Annotated in this window: 23 protein-coding genes; 11 read left to right on the plus strand and 12 right to left on the minus strand. The window is 65.0% G+C overall.

Annotated elements, in window-relative coordinates; genetic code table 11:
• Window positions 1-27: 27 nt before the first annotated feature.
• Window positions 28-354 (plus strand): hypothetical protein, encoded by a 327-nt coding sequence (locus JQ603_RS07915; RefSeq protein ID WP_212337890.1) that lies wholly within the window; start codon window positions 28-30, stop codon window positions 352-354.
• Between the two features lie 76 nt (window positions 355-430).
• Here the strand turns inward: JQ603_RS07915 and JQ603_RS07920 are convergent, their stop codons facing one another.
• Entirely contained in the window at window positions 431-1,312 is an 882-nt protein-coding gene (locus JQ603_RS07920) for a hypothetical protein (protein ID WP_212337891.1), read from the minus strand.
• A gap of 335 nt (window positions 1,313-1,647) precedes the next feature.
• The gene (locus tag JQ603_RS07925) at window positions 1,648-1,983 is read right to left on the minus strand and encodes a cupin domain-containing protein (protein ID WP_212337892.1); all 336 of its coding nucleotides are present in this window, start codon (window positions 1,981-1,983) and stop codon (window positions 1,648-1,650) included.
• 218 nt (window positions 1,984-2,201) lie between these two features.
• Between JQ603_RS07925 and JQ603_RS07930 the strand changes: the two genes are divergently transcribed.
• Both JQ603_RS07930 and JQ603_RS07935 read left to right on the plus strand, forming a co-directional pair.
• Entirely contained in the window at window positions 2,202-2,810 is a 609-nt protein-coding gene (locus JQ603_RS07930; protein ID WP_212337893.1) for a cysteine hydrolase family protein, read from the plus strand.
• 104 nt (window positions 2,811-2,914) lie between these two features.
• On the plus strand, window positions 2,915-3,991 hold the full coding sequence (locus JQ603_RS07935; protein WP_212337894.1) for a flavodoxin family protein: 1,077 nt from the start codon (window positions 2,915-2,917) through the stop codon (window positions 3,989-3,991).
• 28 nt (window positions 3,992-4,019) lie between these two features.
• On the opposite strand, the gene JQ603_RS07940 is transcribed toward JQ603_RS07935, so the two are convergent.
• Both JQ603_RS07940 and pxpB read right to left on the minus strand, forming a co-directional pair.
• Entirely contained in the window at window positions 4,020-5,045 is a 1,026-nt protein-coding gene (locus tag JQ603_RS07940) for a biotin-dependent carboxyltransferase family protein (protein ID WP_212337896.1), read from the minus strand.
• Window positions 5,046-5,053: 8 nt separating this feature from the next.
• Entirely contained in the window at window positions 5,054-5,803 is a 750-nt protein-coding gene (pxpB, locus tag JQ603_RS07945; RefSeq protein WP_212337897.1) for a 5-oxoprolinase subunit PxpB, read from the minus strand.
• Between the two features lie 146 nt (window positions 5,804-5,949).
• On the opposite strand from pxpB, the gene JQ603_RS07950 reads away from it, so the two are divergent.
• Complete coding sequence (locus JQ603_RS07950; RefSeq protein ID WP_212337898.1) at window positions 5,950-6,726, plus strand: LamB/YcsF family protein; 777 nt, start codon at window positions 5,950-5,952, stop codon at window positions 6,724-6,726.
• 19 nt (window positions 6,727-6,745) lie between these two features.
• On the opposite strand, the gene JQ603_RS07955 is transcribed toward JQ603_RS07950, so the two are convergent.
• Window positions 6,746-7,525 carry an IclR family transcriptional regulator gene (locus JQ603_RS07955; RefSeq protein ID WP_212337899.1) on the minus strand — a complete coding sequence of 260 codons (780 nt, stop codon included), beginning with the start codon at window positions 7,523-7,525 and terminating at the stop codon, window positions 6,746-6,748.
• A 146-nt stretch (window positions 7,526-7,671) separates the two neighbouring features.
• Here JQ603_RS07955 and JQ603_RS07960 point away from each other — a divergent pair, with 146 nt between their 5' ends.
• The 5 genes from JQ603_RS07960 to JQ603_RS07980 are packed head-to-tail and all read left to right on the plus strand — an operon-like array spanning window position 7,672 to window position 12,697.
• Entirely contained in the window at window positions 7,672-8,523 is an 852-nt protein-coding gene (locus JQ603_RS07960) for a transporter substrate-binding domain-containing protein (protein ID WP_212337900.1), read from the plus strand.
• 55 nt (window positions 8,524-8,578) lie between these two features.
• Entirely contained in the window at window positions 8,579-9,250 is a 672-nt protein-coding gene (locus tag JQ603_RS07965; RefSeq protein ID WP_212337901.1) for an amino acid ABC transporter permease, read from the plus strand.
• Window positions 9,251-9,252: 2 nt separating this feature from the next.
• Window positions 9,253-9,969, plus strand: a complete 717-nt coding sequence (locus tag JQ603_RS07970; RefSeq protein WP_212337902.1) for an amino acid ABC transporter permease — start codon at window positions 9,253-9,255, stop codon at window positions 9,967-9,969.
• 34 nt (window positions 9,970-10,003) lie between these two features.
• Window positions 10,004-11,395 carry an MmgE/PrpD family protein gene (locus JQ603_RS07975; RefSeq protein ID WP_212337904.1) on the plus strand — a complete coding sequence of 464 codons (1,392 nt, stop codon included), beginning with the start codon at window positions 10,004-10,006 and terminating at the stop codon, window positions 11,393-11,395.
• A 9-nt stretch (window positions 11,396-11,404) separates the two neighbouring features.
• On the plus strand, window positions 11,405-12,697 hold the full coding sequence (locus JQ603_RS07980; RefSeq protein WP_245003413.1) for an NAD(P)/FAD-dependent oxidoreductase: 1,293 nt from the start codon (window positions 11,405-11,407) through the stop codon (window positions 12,695-12,697).
• A 17-nt stretch (window positions 12,698-12,714) separates the two neighbouring features.
• On the opposite strand, the gene lpdA is transcribed toward JQ603_RS07980, so the two are convergent.
• Genes lpdA through JQ603_RS08005 form a run of 5 tightly spaced genes read right to left on the minus strand, consistent with a single transcriptional unit; the run spans window position 12,715 to window position 17,973 of the window.
• Window positions 12,715-14,112: a dihydrolipoyl dehydrogenase gene (gene lpdA / locus JQ603_RS07985; RefSeq protein ID WP_212337906.1), complete on the minus strand. Its 1,398-nt coding sequence runs from the start codon at window positions 14,110-14,112 to the stop codon at window positions 12,715-12,717.
• 13 nt (window positions 14,113-14,125) lie between these two features.
• The gene (locus JQ603_RS07990; RefSeq protein WP_212337907.1) at window positions 14,126-15,409 is read right to left on the minus strand and encodes a dihydrolipoamide acetyltransferase family protein; all 1,284 of its coding nucleotides are present in this window, start codon (window positions 15,407-15,409) and stop codon (window positions 14,126-14,128) included.
• Window positions 15,409-16,425, minus strand: a complete 1,017-nt coding sequence (locus JQ603_RS07995) for an alpha-ketoacid dehydrogenase subunit beta (RefSeq protein ID WP_212337908.1) — start codon at window positions 16,423-16,425, stop codon at window positions 15,409-15,411. The genes JQ603_RS07990 and JQ603_RS07995 overlap by 1 nt, the downstream gene beginning before the upstream one ends.
• Window positions 16,426-16,429: 4 nt before the next feature.
• A complete protein-coding gene (locus JQ603_RS08000) occupies window positions 16,430-17,662 on the minus strand; it encodes a 3-methyl-2-oxobutanoate dehydrogenase (2-methylpropanoyl-transferring) subunit alpha (protein WP_212337909.1) in 1,233 nt (410 codons plus the stop codon).
• A complete protein-coding gene (locus tag JQ603_RS08005; RefSeq protein ID WP_212337910.1) occupies window positions 17,659-17,973 on the minus strand; it encodes a hypothetical protein in 315 nt (104 codons plus the stop codon). The genes JQ603_RS08000 and JQ603_RS08005 overlap by 4 nt, the downstream gene beginning before the upstream one ends.
• A gap of 124 nt (window positions 17,974-18,097) precedes the next feature.
• Here JQ603_RS08005 and JQ603_RS08010 point away from each other — a divergent pair, with 124 nt between their 5' ends.
• Together JQ603_RS08010 and JQ603_RS08015 are read left to right on the plus strand one after the other, a co-directional pair.
• The gene (locus JQ603_RS08010) at window positions 18,098-18,598 is read left to right on the plus strand and encodes an Lrp/AsnC family transcriptional regulator (protein WP_212337911.1); all 501 of its coding nucleotides are present in this window, start codon (window positions 18,098-18,100) and stop codon (window positions 18,596-18,598) included.
• 107 nt (window positions 18,599-18,705) lie between these two features.
• Entirely contained in the window at window positions 18,706-20,187 is a 1,482-nt protein-coding gene (locus tag JQ603_RS08015; RefSeq protein WP_212337913.1) for an aldehyde dehydrogenase family protein, read from the plus strand.
• A gap of 16 nt (window positions 20,188-20,203) precedes the next feature.
• On the opposite strand, the gene JQ603_RS08020 is transcribed toward JQ603_RS08015, so the two are convergent.
• On the minus strand, window positions 20,204-20,503 hold the full coding sequence (locus JQ603_RS08020) for a hypothetical protein (protein ID WP_212337915.1): 300 nt from the start codon (window positions 20,501-20,503) through the stop codon (window positions 20,204-20,206).
• 168 nt (window positions 20,504-20,671) lie between these two features.
• Window positions 20,672-21,175, minus strand: coding sequence for a flavin reductase family protein (locus tag JQ603_RS08025; protein WP_245003414.1), 504 nt, complete (start codon window positions 21,173-21,175; stop codon window positions 20,672-20,674).
• Window positions 21,176-21,187: the final 12 nt, after the last annotated feature.

The following is a 21,187-nucleotide window of genomic DNA, read 5'->3' on the forward strand; positions in this document are numbered from 1 at the left end:
CCGGTGAATGCGAGGAAGGAGATTGTCATGCTTGGAAAATCAATGCTGGCCGGCACTCTGCTCGTGCTCAGTTCGACCATTGCGCTCGGCGGGCCCTGCAATACGGCCAGCCGCGATGCCGGCTCCGGGCCGGTGACGACAGGGAAAGCCGGTGAGACGACGGGAGTTGCTTCATCGAATGCCAAGGAGCATCCGCCGACCTCGGCCATGAATAAGGCGACCGAGGGCACCGCGGCTTCGTCGCAGGATGCCCAGCGTCAGATGCAGAGCCAGCCGACGGCTGCCGAGCAATCGACCAAGTCCACTGCGGCCGACGCCAGCAAGTCGACCGCTGCCGACGACGAGGGCTGCTGACTGGGGTCGTTGTGGTTCTGATGAACGAGGGCGCCCCGTTACCGGGGCGCCCGTTTATGCGATCGTCCTCTTCGTTCTAAGGCATGGACTGCGGCGTCTCCGCCGGCCGGCTTGACCAGCGGTTCGAATGCGTCATCCAGGTGGAAAGTGGTGCGCCGTCCCTGTGCCGTCCGCCCGCCGCGGCGCCGGCCCAGGCGGCAACGGCTCCAAACAGCAGTGCAGCGGCCGCCGAAAAAGCCAGGATGATGCTGGCCGCGCGCGCCCTGGAAATCGCCTGCTTGGCGTTCACAATCGTCGCATCGACCCGCTTTTCCGAATCCGGGCCTGTCAGGCCGGTCAGCGCGGTGACCTGCTGGACGAGGTAGGCGCGATCGTCGGTGGCAACGCCGTTGTGGCTGGACGACGTCATCAGGATGCGCGCGGCCTCAGCTCTTTCGGCGCTCAAATCGACGTTCGGCGGCCGACGCGGCGCGCGGAACAGGCGATCGACCTCGTAACTCAGAACCGATGGTTCGGAAGACGAAGGCGCCTGCATCATCGATGATGATGGCTTGCTGGCCGCCCCGGCAACCAATGCGGTCAGGACGGCGCCAATCACGACGGCGAGTGCCCAGGAGGCGACACCATGCATCCCGTCACGGGTCGCGACGTCCTCGTTGACGGAAGAATAGGGCGCCCGGATGCGTCCGGCAAAATAGCCGCCACAGCCGAAGCTGATGAGGGCTTGAAAGATCAGAAAAACGCCCGAGAGCAGCCAAAGTGCAAACGATGCGTCTCGCCACGTCGGTGCCGCCGAGGCCACGCCAAGCCCGAGGGCGGCTGCAAACGAGATCAGGATCAGCGAAAGCGCCGATGCTGCCAAGGCGCCGGCGATGACAGGCGTCCATTGCAGGCTCCATGGTCGCAATCGGCCTTGCTCGCGCACCGTCGCGTCTTCGGCTCTCACCAGCGTTTCCATGATGATCACCGCAAGCCGAACAGAGACAGGATGAACATGATGATTACGATCAACCCAACGAGATAAATGATCCCATCCATGCGAAGTCCTCCGAATTGTGCGGTACCAATTCGGTGTCGTCGCGGGGGTTCCTATTCAGGACCGTGGGTGATCCAGGACGCTGCCCACACGACGTCACGCCCCGTGGCGGTACGGTCGTCTCATGGAGCGGTCAAGGTTACGTACCTTCGAGCAGAGGAGGCGGCCTGCCGGCTACATCCAACGCCAAACGATCGGCGCGAGGAGCGTCGCTGACAGCTTGGTCGGTGCTCTTTCGCGCCGGTCGGCGCGGCCGTTCAATCGTCGCGCCCGTGCACCTGGGCCGGCGGTGCTGTCGCCTCGACCGCGGTGAAGGTCTTCTGAATCCGGTAGGCGTGCTTTGCCTGCGCTGGAACAAGCCAGGAATCGCCGGGTTTCAGATTGATCGTTTGCCCTTCAAGCGTGAGCTCGGCCTGCCCCGCAATGACATAGCCAACAGTCTCGTACTCTCGCTGCGTCGTGGCGCCCTGTTGCGGCGCCTCGTTCTGCCACAAGCGCATTGAAACGTGCTTTCCGGAGACGAGGTACGTCTGTCCCATCTCCCCGATCGGGGAGTGGCTCGCCGAAACTTTCTTGATCGTGGTGTCGCCCATGCTGACCTCCGACGTCGTTCTGTCCGGTTAAGAAGGCAGGCTCCTGCTTGTTCCTCGCGGACGCGTCTTGGAACCAGCGTTCTTGTTTCAGGTTTCTTGGGCAGGCCTGCAGTGGCCGGAAACTAGTCCGCGCGCCGCAACGCACCTCAGGCGTGAGCGTTGCAAACGGATCGATCGGACTCGTGACTACGGGTCATACAGGCCGTCGGTGACAGACAATGAGGGATAGCAAGTCGGAGGTCGCGGAGATTCGCGATGCCGTTCATCTCTGCATCGACATGCAAAACATCTTTGCGCCCGGCGGTCTCTGGGAGACTCCATGGATGGAGCGCGTCCTGCCAGCGATCGTCACGATCGTGTCGCGCCACGAGGCGCGAACCGCGTTTTCGCGCTTCATCACGCCGCAACACCCGGAGGACCGTCCCGGGCAATGGCGCAGCTATTTCCGGCGTTGGGAGCAGGCCACCCGCAACCATCTCCCGGCATCGGCGCTTGACCTGGTCCCGGCCCTGGCACGCCACGTTCCGCCCGCTCGCATCATCGACAAGCCGGCCTATTCGGCGTTCAGCAATCCGGCGCTGGCTGCCTCGTTGATCGAAAAAGGAATCGGCACGGTGGTCATCACCGGCGCCGAAACCGATGTTTGCGTCCTGTCGACGGTCTTGAGCGCGGTCGATCTCGGCTTCAGGGTCGTCATCGTGGAGGACGCCCTGTGCAGCTCATCCGACGTTGGCCATGACGCGCTCATGACGATGTATCGCACGCGCTTCCATGGTCAGGTCGATCTGGTGACCGCCGAGGAGCTCGCGGAATTCTGGCCTGAATAGCAAGATGGTACTGCGCGGCCTATAGCAGCGACGCCTCCTGCCTTAGGAACCGCACGCAGCACTCTCCGGTTGATTGGATCGCACCGATATCCAGAGGAGACAGCATGACGCAACCGGACGTTCGCAAGGGAATGCCGCCCGTCAAACTGTCGCGCCAGGAGTTTGAGCGCCGCTACAGGGACCAGTTCGTTGATCCCTCGTTTGCGCCCCTGCAGCACGAGCTGGATGCTGTGATCGGAGCGGCCTGGGATGCCTACAGTCATTCGCGCAAGGCGCCGGTGACCCGAAAGGCAGGGGCAGGCTTCTCCGATCCGGATTACGATCTCGCGGTCGACTGGCTGAATGCCCGCTCTGCAGTCATCGAGGCTCAGCGGCGGCATGATGACGCCAGTGCGCCTCTCCGCGTCCTCATCATCAACGGATCAGCCCGGAGCGAGCACACCTGTCCTGGCGAAATGTCCAAGACCTGGCGCATGGTCGAGATGGCCGAGCCGGTCTTCATAGAGATGGGCTTTGCCGTGGACATCCTCGATCTTTCCCGCCTGACCTCGGAGTTCGGCAAGAACATCCATCCCTGCAAAGCCTGCGTTTCCACCGCCATGCCGCTCTGCCACTGGCCGTGCAGCTGCTATCCGAACTACGCGCTGGGCCAGACCAGTGACTGGATGAACGAGATCTATCCGCTCTGGGTCGCGGCCCACGGCATCCTGATCGTGACGCCCGTGAACTGGTACCATGTCCCGGCCGGATTCAAGGCGATGATGGACCGGCTCGTGTGCGCCGATGGGGGAAATCCCGATCCGACCTCGACGCACGGCAAGAAGGCGGACGAGGCCAAGGCGATCGAGCTGAAAGGCTGGCCCTATCCGCGTCATCTCGCCGGCCGCCATTTTGGCCTCGTGGTTCACGGCGACAGCGTCGGCGCCGAGGGGGTGCGTAGAACCCTCTCTGACTGGCTGACGGACATGCACCTGATCTCGGCGGGTCGCTTCGGTGAGCTCGACGGCTATGTCGGCTATATGGAGAAATATGCGACGTCGCATCAGGAGCTGGACGAAGACCGCGAATTTCAGCAGGAGGTGCTGAACGTGGCGCGCGCGCTCGGAAATGCGGTCCGGCTCGCGAGGGGCGGCCGGTTCGATGAGCCGGGCGCGGGTTTGGAGGAGCCAAACCCGAAGTGATGCGAGGCCGTTCAGCGCTCGCCTCTGTTCAATCGAACGCGGAAATCACGCCGCCAATGAGATTGCACGCCAGCAAATGGTCGCTCGTCGGTGCGGCGGTACGCTGGATCTCGACCAGGGATGCATCGATGCGCCTGATCCGTTCGCGCATGTCGCGGGCGAGCTGCACGGCAACGTCTTCCTCGATCGCCTGAAAGCGGATGCGTTCGCCGGGGCGGAGCTGAGCGAGCCGCGGCAGGTCCGCCGAGATCACGGTTGCGATCTTTGGATATCCTCCGGTGGTCTGGCGATCGGCGAGCAGGATGATCGGCTGGCCATTTCCCGGAATCTGGATGCTGCCGAACACTGTGCCGTCGGAAACGATACCGACCGCGCCCGCGTGCTGAACCCGCGGCCCTTCGAGCCGGCATCCCATGCGGTCGGACAGGGGCGTGACGGTGTAGTCGGAGGCAAAGAACGTTGCGATTCCTCCGGCGCTGAAGGCATCGTCCTGCGGGCCGAGGAGGACGCGAATGGGGCCTTGCGTGCGGCGGCGGTGCGCCGGGGACACCATCAGATGCGGCCGCGGCGGCAGTCCGGGAGCTGCCAGCGGCAACCGATCGCCCGCACGCAGCGGACCACCGTCGAGCCCGCCGAGCTGGCTGCGCGAATGCGTCGAGACGCTGCCGAGCATCGGCGCGATCTGAAATCCACCGGAGACGGCGAGCACGGCGCGCGCGCCATCCCGCGCGGTCCCGATCGAGAGGCGCTGGCCTGCCTTCAGATCGTGCGTTTCGTGGGATGAGACCGGCCGGCCGTCGATGGCGATAGCGAAGTCCGCACCTGCAAGCGCGAAGCGGATATCGGCACCGGCGCAGGTGAGCGTGGGTCCTGCGAGGGTGATTTCGAGGGCGGCCGTCTCAAGCTTATTGCCGACCAAAGCGTTGGCGGTTGCGAGCGCAATCGGATCCATCACGCCCGACGCCGAGATGCCAAAGCGTTGGAAGCCGCTGCGGCCAAGATCCTGGAGGGTCGTTGCGAGACCGGGCTCGATGATTTCGAGATCAACAGACATTGCGCCGCTCAGACCTTCAACTCTTCTCTCTCGGCGATGATCGCGCCCGTTTCAGCCGCGCGCTCCAGCGCGGCAAATTCGGTAGCGGCGATGGGATGAAACCGCAGCAGATCGCCTGCGCGGAACAGGAAGGGTTCTTGCGTGCGTCGCGGGTCATAGGAGCGCACCGGCGTGCGGCCGAGCATGTGCCAGCCGCTGGGCGCGGCGAGTGGTGGCGCAACCGCGGCCTGCTGGCCTCCGACGGAGACGCTGCACGGCGGCGTCACGAGCCTGGGCTCCGGACGCCGATCGACATGAAGTGCGGGATCGAGCCCGCCGAGATAGGCAAATCCCGGCATGAAGCCGATCATGTAGACACGGTATTCGGCTGCGCTGTGCCGCGCGACGATCTCGTCCGTGGTGGTGTCGAGCCGCTGTGCGAGCCAGTCCAGGTCCATGCCGTTGTCGCCGCCATAGGCGACTGGAACGGTCCAGCGGCGGCGGGCCTGTCCCTTCGGGGCGACCGGCGGCCACAGTGCCATGATCTCGGTCTCGATGTCGCGCCGTGACAGCATGACCGGATCGAAGCAGACCAGCAGCGTGCGGTAGGTCGGCACGATCTCGACGATGCCGGGCAGCGCACGCTCAGTCAGCGCACGGTCGAGGTCGACGACGCGCGCGTTGACATCGGCGTGGATGCCGTCGCCGACTTCGACCGTCAGCGCAGCGTCGCCGGATCGGCGGAATCGCGGCACCGCGTAGAGTGCATCATTCAACATGCTCGTTCATGCCGTCGCAAAGGTGTTGGAGCTACGCATGCCCTTCGAAAAGCGTCACCGCCCCATGCAAGCGGCGCGCCGGATTTTTCGTGACGCACACCCCGTATCATGGGTATATCGAACCTGCACGCCTAATGAGGACGACGATGACTCTGATCGATATGAACTGCGACATGGGCGAAGGTTTCGGCGTCTATAGCCTCGGCGATGACGCCGAGATGCTGCGGACCGTCACCTCCGCCAACATCGCCTGCGGCTTTCATGCCGGCGATCCGCTGGTCATGCATCGCACCTTGAGCGAGGCGAAGGCCAATGGCGTGCAGGCCGGTGCGCATCCCGGCTTTCTCGATCTCTGGGGTTTCGGCCGCCGGCCCATCCAGGGCGAGCGCCCCGCCGACATCGAGAAGATCGTGCTCTACCAGGTGGGCGCGCTGATGGCGCTGGCCTCCGACGCCGGTCACCCCGTCCGCCACGTCAAGACCCACGGCGCGCTCGGCAACATCGCCGCGGAGGATCGCGACCTCGCCGAAGCCGTGGCGCGTGCGATCCGCACCATCGACCGCAACCTGATCTTCGTGGTGATGCCCGGCCAGGAAACCGAGCGGGCCGGCGAGAAATTCGGCCTGCCGCTGGTGCGCGAGATCTATGCCGATCGTGCCTATGCCGACAACGGCAATCTGGTGTCGCGCCGCCTCGCCGGATCCGTCATTCATGATGCTGAGGTCGCGTCCGAACGGGTCATTCGCATGATCGAGGACCGCGCGATTACGTGCCTGTCGGGCGCGCGGTTGCCGACCCGCATCGACAGTGTCTGTGTCCACGGCGATACGCCCGGCGCGGTTGCGATGGCGCAGCGCCTGAAGGCGCGCCTTGCCGCAGCGGGAGTGACGCTGGCGCCAATGGCTGAGGTCATCGGCGCCTGATCGTCTGCCGGCCGCTCCCTCACGAGAGAAGCCCGTCTCGCGATGAAGCGATGATCGCCTCGACCCTGCGCGCTTCCTCCTTCATCGTGGCGATGACGTCGATCAATCGCGTCTCCGGCAGCCGGGCTTCCGTCGCGCCGATCGCGATCGCCGCGATCGGATGGCCCTTTGGGGTCATGATCGGAACGGCCGCTCCGACGATGCCGGCGACCGAGCGATTGACCTCATGGCAGAAGCCGCGCTTGCAGATTGCCGCCAGATCCGCCTTCGACGGCACGTCGTGACCCAGAGCGAGGATGCGGTCGCGGTTTGCGGCGAGCACCTCCGCTCGCTCGGCCTCCGGCAGATGCGCAAGGATCGTCGTGCTGCCCGGACCCAATCCCAGTGGGGTCGCCCCGCCGACATGACCGGTGAGGCTGCGTATCGTGTAGTTCGCATCCTGGCGGTCGAGACAGACGGCGTCGAAGCCGGAACGCGCCATCAGGAACATGCAGTCGCCCGAGGCTGCCGCAAGTCGGACCAGTGCGGGGCGCGCCGCGGCGGCAAGACCTCCGGCATCGGCCCCCGTCGCGCCGAGTTGAAATAGCTTGAGCCCGAGGCGGAGACGCTTGGTATCGCCGACGCGGGTGAGATAGCCGCCGCGTTCGAGGGCCGCGACGAGACGATGCGCCGTCGGCTGCTCCAGTCCGCAGGTCTCGGCGATTTCGGTGAGCCGCATTCCTTCCGGTGGCGCAGCGGCAACGGCTTCGAGCACGGCGAGCCCTCGTTCCAGCGCCTGTGCTCCGCTTTGTTTTTTCATTTGGCCTCCAATAAATCCATATTATGGAAGTAATTATAAATTTCAATCACTATACGAATTTTTGTTGACGCGGTTCCGGGAGGCGGTCAATCTTTCGGTCACGCTGCGATGCCGGGGCGGCGCCTACACCGATCGAAAGGATCGTCATGCGTCTTTCCACCATCGGCGGCGCGGGCCGCCTGATCGCTGCCTGCGTATGGGTTCTCATGGCCGGCCTCGGTGCCGCGCGCGCCGCTGAACCGTCGCTTCCGGATTTCATCAAGAGCCAGGGTGTCCTGAAGGTCGGCGTCAAATGCGACTACCCACCCTCCGGTTTCCTGGACGAGAAGGGCAAGTTCGCTGGCATCGAGGTCGAGATGGCGAAGCGCATCGCCGAGATTGCGTTCGGTTCGCCCGACAAGGCCGAATTGCAATGCGTCACCTCCGAGGCACGCATTCCGACGCTCAACGCCAAGAAGGTCGATCTGATCATCGCAACGCTCGGCATCTACCCCGAGCGGCAGAAGGTGATCGACTTCACCACTCCCTATTGCTGGGGCGCAAGCGGCGTCATCCAGCTCAAGAGCGGCGCTGCGAAGTCGCTCGTGGACTTCAAGGGCAAGACCATCTCCGTGCTCAAGGGCGCATCGCAGGCGGTCTGGCTCGAGAAAAACATGCCTGATGTCCAGACGCTGCGGCTGAACACAGTCGCCGAAGCGCTTCAGGCGATGCGCCAGGGAAGGGCGGACGGTTACGCAGGCGACACCTCGGTGCTGTTTCCGATCCTCTCGGCCAACAAGGATCTGGCGATCCTGCCGGAACAGGAAGTCTTCGACGTCGCGTTCATCGGTGCGGGCGTGCGCAAGAACGAGCCGGAATGGAAAGCCTGGCTGGATGCGCAACTCGGCAAGCTGCGCGACGAAAAATTCTATTCCAAGGTCGTGCCGACCGTCGTCTCCGATGTCATGGTTCGCGACGAGACGATCAAGTTCTACGAGAGCGACGCACCGAAGAAGTGAGCCAGCCCTGCTGGATGACGGCCGCCTCGCGCGGCCGTCCTCGAGGTGACGCAGCATGATCGACGGCTTCGATTGGGCCTACCTCTACGATACGCTTCCGGCGCTGCTGCGTGGGTTGCGCACGACATTGATCGTCAGCGTGATCGCGATCCTGCTTTCGCTCGCGATCGGCGCGATCGGGGCCGTCATGCGCCTCTCGGGCCGTCCTTTCCTCGTTTGGCCGGCCCGCGGCTATGTTGCCTTCATCCGGAACACGCCGCTCCTGGTCCAGCTCTTCTTCATCTTCTACGGGCTGCCTGTGATCGGTGTCAGGCTGTCGGCGTTCTGGTCGGGTGTCCTCTGCCTCTCCGTCTGGGGTGGCTGCTATCACCTCGAGAGCTTTCGCGCCGGTTATGTCGGGGTATCCCAGGGCACGCGCGATGCCGCGCGCGCGCTCGGGCTCAAGACCTGGCAATACGCGCTCCTGGTCGCGCTTCCCATCGCCTTGCGCACCGCCGTTCCATCGATGGCCAATACCAGCATCGCGATGCTGAAGAACTCGTCTTATCTGCAGGCCATAGGGCTCGCCGAGCTGACCTTCGTGGCGATTGACCGCAACTCGCTCGAATTCCGCACCATCGAGCTCTTCGCCGCGATCTGCATCTTCTATCTCGTCCTCGTGCTGGCGATGTCGGCCGGAGCGACCAGGCTCGAATCCTACCTGCAACGACCGTTCCTGGCGCGATAGCGATGCAGACCATCCTCATCAACCAGGAGATCTTGGCGCAGGGGCTCGCCCTGACCCTGGCGCTGACGCTCGCAGTCATCGTCGCTGCGACGACGGTTGCCGTCCTGCTCGCCGCGGGGATGCTGTCGAGGTCGGTCTGGCTGCAATGGCCGTCCCGGATTCTCGTTGAAGTGATGCGCGACATTCCTCTCTTCGTCACCATCATGATGGTCTACTTCGTGGCGCCCGCCGTCGGCATCGGCCTCAATCCGTTCGGCGCAACGGTCGCGGGTCTCGGTGCATGGGGCGGCGCCAACGGCGCGATCATCATCCGTGCCGGCATCAAGGCGATTCCGAGAGGGCAATTCGATGCCAGCGCGGCCCTGGGGCTGCATCCGCTCAAGGCGATGCGGTTCGTCATCCTGCCGCAGGCCTTGCGGCCGATTCTGCCGCCCTATCTCGGCCTCGTCACGCAACTCGTGCAGGGGACCTCGATCGGCGCGTTGATCGGTGTGCGCGAACTGCTGAAGACCGCCCAGATCGTCATCGAGCGCACCACTATCATGGATGGCGGTCTCTCGCCCTTCACGCTGTATGGCGTCGTGCTCGTCATCTATTTCTTGCTTTGCTCTACCCTGTCGTTCGCCAGCGGACGTCTCGAGGCCGGGCTCGGCCGGCATGAGCGCGCGCAGGCCGATAAGCCGTCTCTCACCCGCCTCTCGCAGGTCCCGCGCGGCTGAGCATCTCCTTCCACTCGTATCCAGCGAATGTGCCATGACCGTTGACGCCGCAACTCTCGAAGCCAGTCTCGCCGCCGCGATCGTTGCGCGAGCGCCTGAGTTGCCGCCCGCGATCCGAACCCTCGCCTGGGAGCATATTGCCGATTTCGTTGGCGTGGCTGCGGCCGGCCTGCGCTCCGAGACCTTTCTGCGCGTTTCACACGTACTTGCGCCGCGGCCGTCGGCTGCGCCCGGGCACACCAGAATTTGGGGCGGAGCGGGCTTTCTGCCGGCGCGCGACGCTGCGCTGCTCAACGCGGTCGCAGGCCATATCGATGATTTCGACGACGACGAGGCGGAACTGTCGCTGTCGCATCCGACGGTCACGGTGCTGACTGCGGCGGCGGCCGCAGTCGAGCTCGCGTCCGTCTCCGGAGCCAGGCTCGTCGAGGCCTATGTCGCGGGCGTCGAGTTGATCATGCGCCTCGGACCGTTGCTCAACCCCTCGCACTACACGCGCGGTTTCCACGCGACCGCGACGCTGGGTGCGCTTGGCGCCGCCGCGGCCGCGGGCCTCGTTTTCGATCTGGCCCCCGAGCGCATGCGGCATGCGCTCGGAATTGCGGCCTCACTCGCTGGCGGCCTACGCAGCAATTTCGGCAGCGACACGAAATCGCTCCAGACCGGCAACGCCGCGCGGAGCGGAGTCATGGCGGCAGAACTGGCCCGCGGCGGCTTCTCGTCGACGCCCGGCAGCCTGTTCGGCCCGACGGGTTTTGTGAAGGTCTTCGGCGGCCAGGCCTTGCAGATGGAGCCCGCCGATTTCGGTCGTCCCTGGCTGCTCGATTCTCCCGGCGTGACGATCAAGGCCTATCCCTGCTGCACCTGCGCGCACACCGCGCTCGATTCGCTCTTCGCCCTGATGTCGGAGCGCAACCTCGATCCGGCCGCGATCCGCTCCATCGAGGTCGACGTCGACGAGGCGGCGCCGGGCATCCTGATCCATGACGGCGCGAGGACCGCGCTGGAGGGCAAGTTCAGCATGCCCTATTGCCTTGCCGTCGGGCTGATGCGCGGCCGGCTCGGCCTTGCCGAATTCGACGACGCGCTCGCCGCCGACGATCGCGTGCGTGCATTGATGGCGCGCATCGTGATGAAGCCCGACGCCAGCCTGCCGAAGGCCGGCGGCGGCATCTCGCTGGCGAGTCGCCTGCGGATCATTTTTGAGGACGGCTCGATCGTCGAGCGCTACACGGAGCAGCCGAGTGGCAGCCGCCGGCATCGGCTCAGCCGCGCACGGTTGCGCGAAAAGTTCCTCGCGAATGCCGGCAGCGTGCTTGGCGCGGCGGCGGCTTCGACCTTCGAAACCTTGCTTGGCGCCGATGCGCTTGCCGATGCGGCCCGATGCTTCGACGCGCTCTGCGCGCCGCAGGGCCCCTTGATCTAGGAGATGAAGATGGACGTTTCGCAGCTCATCACGGACCCCTATTGGTGGGACGCCGCGCCTCCCGAGGACGCCAGGGATCCGCTTCCGGCCAAAGCCGACGTCGTCGTCGTCGGCAGCGGCTATAGCGGGTTGTCAGCCGCGGCCGAGCTCGCCAGGAACGGTACCGACACGGTGGTGCTGGATGCCGAAGCGCTGGGCGCCGGCGCGAGCACGCGTAGCGGCGGCATGGTCTCCAGCGGTCAGAAGATGGTGATGACGGGCGCCGTGCGCGGCAAGGCGCGCGAGCGCGTGTCGGATCTGCTGGCCGACTCCGTCGCATCGTTCGAGCACATCGAGAACCTGATCGCCCAGGAGAAGCTCGACGCGGGCTATCACAAGAGCGGCCGCTACTTCGCTGCCTTTGTGCCGAAGCATTTCGATCGCCTGCGCAGGCAGGGCGAACTGCTGCACCAGATGACGGGCGTGACCGTGCACACCATCCCCCGCAGCGAGCAGCAGCGCATCACGGCGACCGAGTTCTATCACGGCGGCATCGTGGTCGACGACTATGGCGGGCTGCATCCGGGACTCTATGCGCGCTCACTGCGTGACCTCGCGCGCCGCTGCGGTGCCCGCCTGTTCTCGCACGCGCCGGTCAAGGCGATCGAGCGCGAGGAGGGCGGCTTTCGCGTTGTCACCGGGCGGGGTGAAGTGCGTGCGCGCGAGGTGGTGGTGGCGACCAACGGCTATACCGGCCAGGCGACGCCGCGGCTGCGCAAGCGGGTCATTCCGGTCTACAGCTACCAGATCGCGACCGAACCGCTCCCGCCCGAATTGATGGATGCGATCAATCCCGGCCGGCGCATGATCTCCGACAGCCAGCGTGAGCTGTACTATACACGGCCTTCGCCCGATGGCACGCGGATCCTGTTCGGCAGCCGTCCGAGCTTCGTCGATGTCGACGAGCGCACGGCGGCGACGACGCTCGCCGCCCGGCTCGAGGAGGTCTGGCCGCAGCTCTCCAAGTTCCGGATCACGCATTCCTGGCGCGGCAAGGTCGCGATGACCTTCGACAAGGTCGCGCATATGGGGACCGACGAAGGCGTCCATTTCGCGATGGGCTGCAACGGCAACGGCGTCGCGCTGATGACCTATCTAGGCCATCAGACCGCGCTCAAGATTCTCGGCAAGGCGAACAGGCGCGTTGCGTTCGATGCGCCCGAGTTTCCGACCGAGTTCTACTATGGCGGTCGACCATGGTTCCTCCCGATCGTCAGCGCCTGGTATCACCTGCGTGACGGCATCGACCGGCGGTTCTCCTGATCGGAGCGGTAACGAAGCTAGACGTGGATGGCGTGGCCGAGCGCCTTGAAGGCGGCTTCCTGGATCGCTTCGCCCAGCGTGGGATGCGCGTGGATCGTGCCGGCGATGTCCTGCAAGACCGCGCCCATCTCGATCGCGAGGCCAAACGCGGCAGAAAGCTCCGATACGCCCTGGCCGACCGCCTGGATACCAAGGACGCGCTGATTGTCGGCCCTGGCGACGACGCGCACAAAGCCGGGCTCGCCATGGCGCGTCATCGCGCGGCCGTTGGCTGCAAAGGGAAATTGCCCAACCTTGATGTCGATGCCTGCTCGGCGAGCCTCTTCCGGTGACAGGCCCGCCGAGACGATCTCGGGATCGGTGAAGCAGATCGCCGGGATGCACTGCTTGTCCCATGCGCGCGGCATGCCGGCGGCGATTTCCGCCACCATCTCGCCCTGCGCCATGGCGCGATGGGCCAGCATCGGTTCTCCCGTGACATCGCCGATCGCGTAGATGCCGCGCATCGAGGTCTCGCAATGCTGGCCGATCCGAATGAAGCCGCCGTCCATGTCGAGCACGAGCTGCTCCAGCCCCAATGCGGCAGTGACCGGCGCGCGCCCGACCGTGACGAGAATCTTGTCAGCCTTCAGGCTGCGCTCGCGGCCGTCGGCCGTCTCGACGCGCAATCCGTCGCTCTTAGCGGTGAGGCCGAGCGCCTTGGCGCCGGACATCACTTCGACGCCGAGCGCGCTCAGGCGTCTTGTGATCGGAGCGGTCAGCTCGGCATCGTAGAGCGGCAGGACGTTGTCCTGCGCCTCCACCACGGTCACCTTGCTCCCCAGCTTGGCGAAGGCGGTCCCGAGTTCGAGCCCGATATAGCCGCCGCCGACGACGACAAGGGACTTTGGCACTTCTGCGAGCGAGAGAGCGCCGGTCGAGGAGATGACCCTGCCGCCGAACGGCAGCGACGGCAACTCGACGGGCGCCGAGCCGGTCGCGATCACGACCGTCTCGGCCTTGATCGTCTTCGGGCCGGTCTCGGTCTCGACGACGATCGTCTTGCCGTCGCGGAAGCGTGCATGGCCCTGCACGATCTTGACCTTGGCCTTGCGGAGCAGCGCGGCGACGCCGTTGTTCAGGCGTTGGACGATGCCGTCCTTCCAGGCGATCGCCTGCTTGAAGTCCAGTGCTGGTTGCGCGGCCGTCAGGCCGAACGGTGTCTTGCCGCTGGCGGCCTCCGTCAGCTTCTCGAATTCCTCGGCAACGTGAATCATCGCCTTGGAGGGAATGCAGCCGACGTTCAGGCAGCTTCCGCCCAGCTTGCCGCGTTCGACGAGGACGGTGTCGAGGCCGAGCTGGCCGGCGCGGATCGCGCACACATAGCCGCCGGGGCCGCCACCGATAACGACAAGCTGACAGGTGATCTCGGTCATTGCTTCTTCCGTCTCAGGGATCGACGAAGATCGTCGCCGGATTCTCCAGCAGCTCCTTGAGCCTCTGCACGAAGACGGCCGCGTCCCATCCGTCGATGACGCGGTGATCGAAGCTGGAGGAGAGGTTCATCATCTTGCAGGGCACGAACTGCGTGCCGTCCCAGAGCGGACGCACCGCGATCTTGTTGACGCCGACGATGGCAACTTCGGGATGGTTGATCACCGGCGTGGTCGCAAGGCCGCCGAGCGCGCCGAGCGAGGTGATGGTGATGGTCGAGCCGGTCAGTTCCTCGCGCGTCGCGGTGCCCTCGCGGGCGCGCTGCGCGAGGCGATTCAGCTCGATGCTGCAATCGCGGAGGTCTCGCGCCTCCACATGCTTCACCACGGGCACGACGAGGCCCGACGGGGTCTGGGTCGCGATGCCGATATGGATGCCGGCATGCTGATGCACGATGCCGGCCTCGTCGTCATAGAGCGCGTTGAGCGCGGGCTGTTCGGCAAGCGCCTTGGCCATGGCACGCATCAGGAACGGCAGCAGCGTCAGCTTGGGATGCTCCGGCGTCGGCTTCCTGTTCAGCGACGCGCGAAGATCCTCCAGCGGCGAGACGTTGACTTCCTCGATGATGGTGATGTGCGGAATGCGTGACTTCGACAGCGCCATCTTCTCGGCAATGCGGCGGCGCAAGCCCACCACCTTGACGTCGGTGATGGCGGTCTTCGGGCTCAGGCCGCGACCGTGGACCGGCGCCGGTCCGCGCGACAGGAAGCCGTCGATGTCCTCGTGGGTGATGCGTCCGGCGGGGCCCGTGCCGTGAACCTGACGCAGGTCGATGCCGGCTTCGCGCGCCTTGAGGCGTATCGCGGGCGAGGCCAGCGGCTTCTCGCCCGGCGCGCGGCGGACCGCAGATGTGGGTGATGGCGGGGTCTCGATCGCCGCGGGGTGAACGCGGGCGGCGGGCTCCGGCCGAGCATCCGGGGCTTCGGCTTTCGTCGCGGCCGGTGGCGCTGGGGCGTCCTTCGCCGGCGCCTCGTCTTTGGGCTCTGCGGCGTCGTCGCCGGCGACCTTGAGCTTCACGAGCGTCGAGCCGATCGCCACGGCTTCGCCGATCTGGGCGCCGATCCAGCTGATCTCGCCAGCGAGCGGCGAGGGAATTTCGACCGAAGCCTTGTCGGTCATCACGGTGGCAAGCAAATCGTCCTCGCGGACGAGATCGCCCAGCTTGACGTGCCATTCGACCAGCTCGGCTTCGGCAATGCCTTCCCCGATGTCCGGAAGCTTGACGCTGCGCTCGCCCATCAGCGTGCCTCCGCGATGTCGCGCAGCGCCTGCCCGAGTCTGATTGGGCCGGGGAAATAGTCCCATTCCTGCGCATGCGGGTAGGGCGTGTCCCAGCCGGTGACGCGCATCACCGGCGCTTCGAGATGATAGAAGCAGTGCTCCTGCACCAGCGCCGTCAGCTCCGCGCCGAAGCCGGAAGTCAGGGTGGCCTCATGCAGTACGATGCAGCGGCCGGTCTTGGCGACCGAAGCCACGATCGTCTCGAGATCGAGCGGAAGCAGGGTGCGCAAGTCGATGACATCGGCATCGACTCCCGTCTCCTCGACGGCGGCGAGAGCGACGTGAACCATGGTGCCGTAGGCAAGGATGGTGACAGCCTCGCCGGCCCGACGCGTCACGGCCTTGCCGAGGGGCGTGGTGTAATGTCCGTCCGGCACTTCGGAGAGCTCGTGCCTCGCCCATGCGGTGACCGGGCGATCGTGATGACCGTCGAACGGGCCGTTGTAGAGCCGCTTGGGCTCCAGAAAAATGACGGGGTCCGGATCCTCGATGGCCGCGATCAGGAGGCCCTTCGCATCATAGGGATTGGACGGCACTACGGTCTTCAGTCCCGCGACATGCGTGAACAGCGCCTCGGGACTCTGGCTGTGGGTTTGTCCGCCGAAAATGCCGCCGCCGGTCGGCATGCGAATGACCAGGGGACAGGTGAAGTCGCCGGCCGAACGATAACGCAAGCGAGCTGCCTCCGAGACGATCTGGTCGTAAGCCGGATACATGTAGTCGGCGAACTGAAGCTCGACGCAGGGGCGTAAGCCGTAGGCGGCCATGCCGATCGCGGTGCCGACGATGCCGCATTCGCTGATCGGCGCGTCGAAACAGCGCGAGACGCCGTACTTCTGCTGCAGGCCCTGCGTGCAGCGGAACACTCCGCCGAAGAAACCGACGTCCTCGCCATAGACCACGACGTCGTCGTTGCGAGCCATCGAGACGTCGAGCGCCGAACGGATTGCCTCGATCATCGTCATGCGCGGCATCGCATCAAACTCCGATCTGCTGGCGCTGGCGCCGCAGATGCGGCGGCAGCTCGGCATAGACATCCTCGAAGATATCGCGCGCCGAGGGCTTGCCGCCGGAATGCAGGGTGCCGAAGGCCTCGGCTTCCTTCTGCGCGGCGATGACGGTGGCAAGAATCTCGGCCTCGGTCTGCTTGTGGCGTTCTTCCGACCAGGCGCCGGCTGCGATGAGATGCTGCTTGAGCCGGATCACGGGATCGCCCAGCGGCCACTCCTCGGATTCGTGCTTCGGCCGGTAGGCGGAAGGATCATCCGACGTCGAATGCGCGCCGGCGCGGTAAGTGACGTATTCGATCAGTGTCGGCCCGAGGTTGAGCCGCGCCCGCTCGATCGCCCATTTTGCGACGGCATAGGTTGCGAGATAGTCGTTGCCGTCAACCCTGAGCGCAGGGATGCCGAAGCCGAGGCCACGCGCCGCGAAGGTGCCGGAGCCGCCACGCGCGATGCCCTGGAAGGTCGAGATGGCCCACTGGTTGTTGACCACGTTGAGGACGACCGGCGCCTTGTACGTCGAGGCGAAGACAAGCGCCGCATGGAAATCCGACTCCGCCGTCGAGCCGTCGCCGATCCAGGCGGCGGCAATGCGGTTGTCGCGCTTGATCGCCGACGCCATGGCCCAGCCGACCGCCTGGACGAACTGCGTGGCGAGGTTGCCCGAAATCGAAAAGAAGCCGTGTTTTTTCGAAGAGTACATCACGGGCAATTGCCGGCCCTTTAGCGGATCATGCTCGTTGGAATAAATCTGGCACATCATGTCGACGAGCGGATAGTCATGCGCGATCAGCAGGCCGGCCTGACGGTAGGTCGGGAAGTTCATGTCGTCGGGGCCGAGGGCGATGCGGAACGCGCAGCTCACCGCTTCCTCGCCGGTGTGCTGCATGTAGAAGGATGTCTTGCCCTGCCGTTGCGCCATCTGCATGCGCGCGTCGAACGTGCGCAGGGTCATCATGTGGCGCAGGCCGGCGACCAGCTCGTCCTGGGAGAGGTCCGGCACCCATGGCCCGATTGCCCGGCCCTCGTGATTGAGCACGCGGATGATCGAGTAGGCGAGGTCACGAACCTCCTCAGGGAGCACGTCGACCGGCGGACGCCGGACCGAGCCTGCCTTCGGAATCGAGACGCCAGAGAAATCCGGCTTGCCTCCCGGTCGGCTTGCAGGCTCAGGAACGTGAAAATGAAGGGGGGTGGGGCTGGTCATGGCAGCATCCGCTCGTTTGCAGGTCCTGGAGAGACAGGCCGATCTGCGCCCTCGCACGCGAGCTCCACGACTTGAAGGTCCGTGATCGCCGGATGGCGTGACAGCCGTTCCGTCAGGTCCGCGCAGTCGGCCGACGGCTGGACTTCAAGAACCATCCGTATCGTTCGGTTCCCATCGGATCGCGTCGTCATCGCGACCTGGTCGAGGCCGAAGCCGAAACGCGCCGCGTCGAGCACAAGCCGGACGATCCCGTCAAAGGGGTCGGGCGTGGTGGCCATCACGCTGACGCGCCGGGGCTGCTGAGGTTGCATGTCACGTTCTCTCGCGGCCCATGATAATCTCCTGTTTCAAGAAAATTTCCCAAAATTCAGGCAGGTGTGCCAAAATGGCGGAAGGTCTTCCCGGCAAAATACCAAATGACAGAAGGATTTACCGATGCCCTCCAAGCGCAGCTCTGTCGAGGAGCTTGATCAACTGGATCGCCGGATTCTCTCGGCGCTTTGCGAGGACGGCCGGTTGACGACGAGTGCGCTGGCGGAGCAGGTCGGGCTCTCGAGCTCGCCGTGCTGGACCAGGGTGAAGCGCCTGGAGGAAAACGGCGCCATCGAGAAATATGTCGCGGTGCTCAATCACGCCCATCTCGGCTACAACAATATCGCCTTTGTCGAGATCACGCTGGACAAGCATGACGAGAAGGTACTCGAGCGCTTCGGCGCCGCCCTGTCGCGTATTCCGGAGGTGATGGAAGCCTATCTGGTGACCGGTGAATACGACTACCTCATTAAGGTCGTGGTGCGGGATACCGATCACTACGAGCGCTTCCTGCGACAGGCTTTGTACAGGATACCGGGCATCCGGCAGTCGCGAACGACGTTCGGCTTGCGCACCCTGAAGCGCCAGATCTCGATCGACCCTTCCAAGGCCGGTCAGCCCTGACATTCGGTTTGACGCCTGCCCGAGGCGCAGAATCACCGCTATGAAAGCGCGAAAGCAAACGGTGGCGGGCATCCGTCCCTCGCCTCCGTCGACACAGGAGTACACCGATGACGAAAGCTGACATCCGATTTCCGGTCGACGGCCGAACCCGAAAGATGTTCGTCGACGGCGCCTGGGTGGAAGCCCGCTCGGGCAAGGTCTTCGAGACGCGCAACCCCGCGACCGGCGAAGTCATCGGTCGCGTGCCGCGTGGCGAAGCGGCCGACATCAACGCAGCGGTTGCCGCGGCCCGTCGCGCCTTCGTCGGACCGTGGAGCCGTTTCAAGCCGTTCGAGCGGCAGGCGCTGCTGCTGCGTATCGCCGACCTGTTCGAGCAGCACTGGGAAGAGATCAGCCAATCCGATACGGCCGATATGGGAATGCCGATCGTCCGGACGCGGGCGAACAAGCTCCGCGTGATCGGCATGCTGCGATACTACGCCGGCATGGCGACCGCGCTCCACGGGCAGACCATCGATAATTCGCTGCCAGGGGATATCGTCTCGTTCACCCGGAAGGAGCCCATCGGCGTCGTCGGCGCCATCATTCCGTGGAATGCGCCGACGGCGGCATCGGTGTGGAAGATCGGACCCGCGCTCGCGACCGGCTGCACCATCGTGCTCAAGCCGTCGGAAGAGGCGCCGCTGACGCCGCTGCTGATCGCGGATCTGATGAACGAGGCTGGTGTGCCGCCCGGCGTCGTCAACGTGGTGACCGGAACCGGGCCGGAGGCCGGCGCGCCTCTGGCCGAACATCCCGGTGTCGACAAGATCGTCTTTACCGGCTCCACCGCGACCGGCCAGGCGATCATCCGGGCGTCGGCCGGCAACCTCAAGCGGGTCTCTCTCGAGCTTGGCGGCAAGTCACCGGTCATCGTCTGCGCCGACGCTGATCTCGACAAGGCCGTGCCGATCGCCGCGATGGCCGCGTTCGCCAATTCAGGCCAGATCTGCATTGCCGGCTCGCGCCTGTTTGTGGAGCGTAAAATCCATGATGAACTGGTCGAGCGGCTCGGCAAGTTCGCGTCTGCGCTGAAGATCGGCGATGGCGCGGATCCAACGACGGAGATCGGGCCTCTCGTTTCCCAGCGACAGCTCGACAAGGTCGAGGGCTTCCTGCAAAGCGGTCGCGACGAGGGCGCGAAGGTGGTGGCCGGCGGACGGCGCGCAAAGGAGGGCAGTCTTGCCAAGGGCAACTTCGTCGAGCCGACCGTGTTCGCCGGTGTCTCCGATGAGATGCAGATCGCCCGCGACGAGATTTTCGGCCCGGTCATTTCCGCTCTGCCGTTCGACACGCTCGACGAGGCCGTGGAAAGAGCCAATGCGACGCCCTACGGGCTCGCGGCAGGTGTCTTCACGCGCGACGTCAGCAAGGCGCACGTGATCTCGCGCAGCCTCCGTGCAGGGTCGGTGTGGGTGAACACCTATCACGCAATCGATCCCGCCATGCCGTTCGGCGGCTACAAGATGAGCGGATATGGCCGCGAGGGCGGCACCGAACAGCTCGACGAATATCTGCAGACGAAGGGTGTGTGGATTAAGCTGGACTGACTCGGGGCAACTGCGGCTAGGGCACTCGTTCGACATGGGCGCGGATCGCCTGCCGCTCGGCATCGATCCAGCCATGCTCGCGGGCCTTGGCCACCATCACCGCGTAGCCCTGATCCCAGCTTGCATCGTCGGGACGGCCCGGCAGGGTCGGGACCAGATCGATCGAGACGAGCGCATTGCGATCGTCGAGAAGCGTGATGCCGTTCCAGCTCTGTGTGTCGGTGCGGACTTCGGCGCGCAGCACCAGCTTGAACTTTCTGAAGTCGGATGGCTCGGTCAGACGGACGGCGCCGCCGTCCAGGCATTCGATGATCACGACGCGGCTCCTTCTTGCGCTCTCGACCTGGTTGGTGACGATGCCAGGATCGCCACCAGGGAAGCGGCTAAAGCATGATCCGGAAAAGTGCGAAGCGGTTTTCCGGAAAGATCATGCGTAGACAACAACCTGAAGCGCGATGACGATTCATCCAGATCTCATCGCGCTTTAGGCTTGCGGCAGCGCGCGCAATGCGCCCTGGAAATTGACGAGCGGATCGCCGTTGCCGCCGCGGGTAGCCACGATCCGGCCGATGAAGAGACCGTGCGTGCCGACCACCTGGTGATGATGCAGCACGCATTCCAGCGCGCCGATCGCCGGCTCCAGAAGCGGCACGTCGAGAATGCCTTGCTCCCACGGCGCCGTGGCGAAGCGATCGATGCCCTTGGCGCCGCCAGCGAAGCGCAGCGCCAGATCCTCCTGCCCGCTGCCGAGGAGACTGATCCCGAAGCCGCCGTTGGCGAGGATGGCGGTATGCGTCTCGGAGCTTGAATTGACGCCGACGAGAATGCAGGGCGGGTCCATGCACAGCGAGGTGACGGAGCTGACCGTCAGCCCCCGCCGTGTAGTTTCCGTTCCCGTCGCCACGATGGCGACGCCGCTCGCGAGGTTGCGCATGGCCAGCCGGAATTCGGCGGCTTCGACCGAGCGGAAATCGGTCATTTGAGACATCTGGCATCCCAT

Source organism: Bradyrhizobium liaoningense (genome assembly GCF_018130825.1).
Lineage (GTDB): Bacteria > Pseudomonadota > Alphaproteobacteria > Rhizobiales > Xanthobacteraceae > Bradyrhizobium > Bradyrhizobium liaoningense_B.

Excerpts from the sequence above, each read along its gene's own strand:
- JQ603_RS07930 (WP_212337893.1), top strand. The coding sequence starts at position 2,202 with ATGAGGGATAGCAAGTCGGAGGTCGCGGAGATTCGCGATGCCGTTCAT.
- JQ603_RS07935 (WP_212337894.1), top strand. The coding sequence starts at position 2,915 with ATGACGCAACCGGACGTTCGCAAGGGAATGCCGCCCGTCAAACTGTCG.
- JQ603_RS07955 (WP_212337899.1), bottom strand. The coding sequence starts at position 7,525 with ATGAAAAAACAAAGCGGAGCACAGGCGCTGGAACGAGGGCTCGCCGTG.
- JQ603_RS07970 (WP_212337902.1), top strand. The coding sequence starts at position 9,253 with ATGCAGACCATCCTCATCAACCAGGAGATCTTGGCGCAGGGGCTCGCC.
- JQ603_RS07975 (WP_212337904.1), top strand. The coding sequence starts at position 10,004 with ATGACCGTTGACGCCGCAACTCTCGAAGCCAGTCTCGCCGCCGCGATC.
- lpdA (WP_212337906.1), bottom strand. The coding sequence starts at position 14,112 with ATGACCGAGATCACCTGTCAGCTTGTCGTTATCGGTGGCGGCCCCGGC.
- JQ603_RS07980 (WP_245003413.1), top strand. The coding sequence starts at position 11,405 with ATGGACGTTTCGCAGCTCATCACGGACCCCTATTGGTGGGACGCCGCG.
- JQ603_RS07925 (WP_212337892.1), bottom strand. The coding sequence starts at position 1,983 with ATGGGCGACACCACGATCAAGAAAGTTTCGGCGAGCCACTCCCCGATC.
- pxpB (WP_212337897.1), bottom strand. The coding sequence starts at position 5,803 with ATGTTGAATGATGCACTCTACGCGGTGCCGCGATTCCGCCGATCCGGC.
- JQ603_RS08010 (WP_212337911.1), top strand. The coding sequence starts at position 18,098 with ATGCCCTCCAAGCGCAGCTCTGTCGAGGAGCTTGATCAACTGGATCGC.
- JQ603_RS08005 (WP_212337910.1), bottom strand. The coding sequence starts at position 17,973 with ATGCAACCTCAGCAGCCCCGGCGCGTCAGCGTGATGGCCACCACGCCC.
- JQ603_RS07950 (WP_212337898.1), top strand. The coding sequence starts at position 5,950 with ATGACTCTGATCGATATGAACTGCGACATGGGCGAAGGTTTCGGCGTC.
- JQ603_RS07940 (WP_212337896.1), bottom strand. The coding sequence starts at position 5,045 with ATGTCTGTTGATCTCGAAATCATCGAGCCCGGTCTCGCAACGACCCTC.
- JQ603_RS08025 (WP_245003414.1), bottom strand. The coding sequence starts at position 21,175 with ATGTCTCAAATGACCGATTTCCGCTCGGTCGAAGCCGCCGAATTCCGG.
- JQ603_RS07990 (WP_212337907.1), bottom strand. The coding sequence starts at position 15,409 with ATGGGCGAGCGCAGCGTCAAGCTTCCGGACATCGGGGAAGGCATTGCC.
- JQ603_RS08015 (WP_212337913.1), top strand. The coding sequence starts at position 18,706 with ATGACGAAAGCTGACATCCGATTTCCGGTCGACGGCCGAACCCGAAAG.
- JQ603_RS08000 (WP_212337909.1), bottom strand. The coding sequence starts at position 17,662 with ATGACCAGCCCCACCCCCCTTCATTTTCACGTTCCTGAGCCTGCAAGC.
- JQ603_RS07995 (WP_212337908.1), bottom strand. The coding sequence starts at position 16,425 with ATGCCGCGCATGACGATGATCGAGGCAATCCGTTCGGCGCTCGACGTC.
- JQ603_RS07915 (WP_212337890.1), top strand. The coding sequence starts at position 28 with ATGCTTGGAAAATCAATGCTGGCCGGCACTCTGCTCGTGCTCAGTTCG.
- JQ603_RS07960 (WP_212337900.1), top strand. The coding sequence starts at position 7,672 with ATGCGTCTTTCCACCATCGGCGGCGCGGGCCGCCTGATCGCTGCCTGC.
- JQ603_RS07920 (WP_212337891.1), bottom strand. The coding sequence starts at position 1,312 with ATGGAAACGCTGGTGAGAGCCGAAGACGCGACGGTGCGCGAGCAAGGC.
- JQ603_RS07965 (WP_212337901.1), top strand. The coding sequence starts at position 8,579 with ATGATCGACGGCTTCGATTGGGCCTACCTCTACGATACGCTTCCGGCG.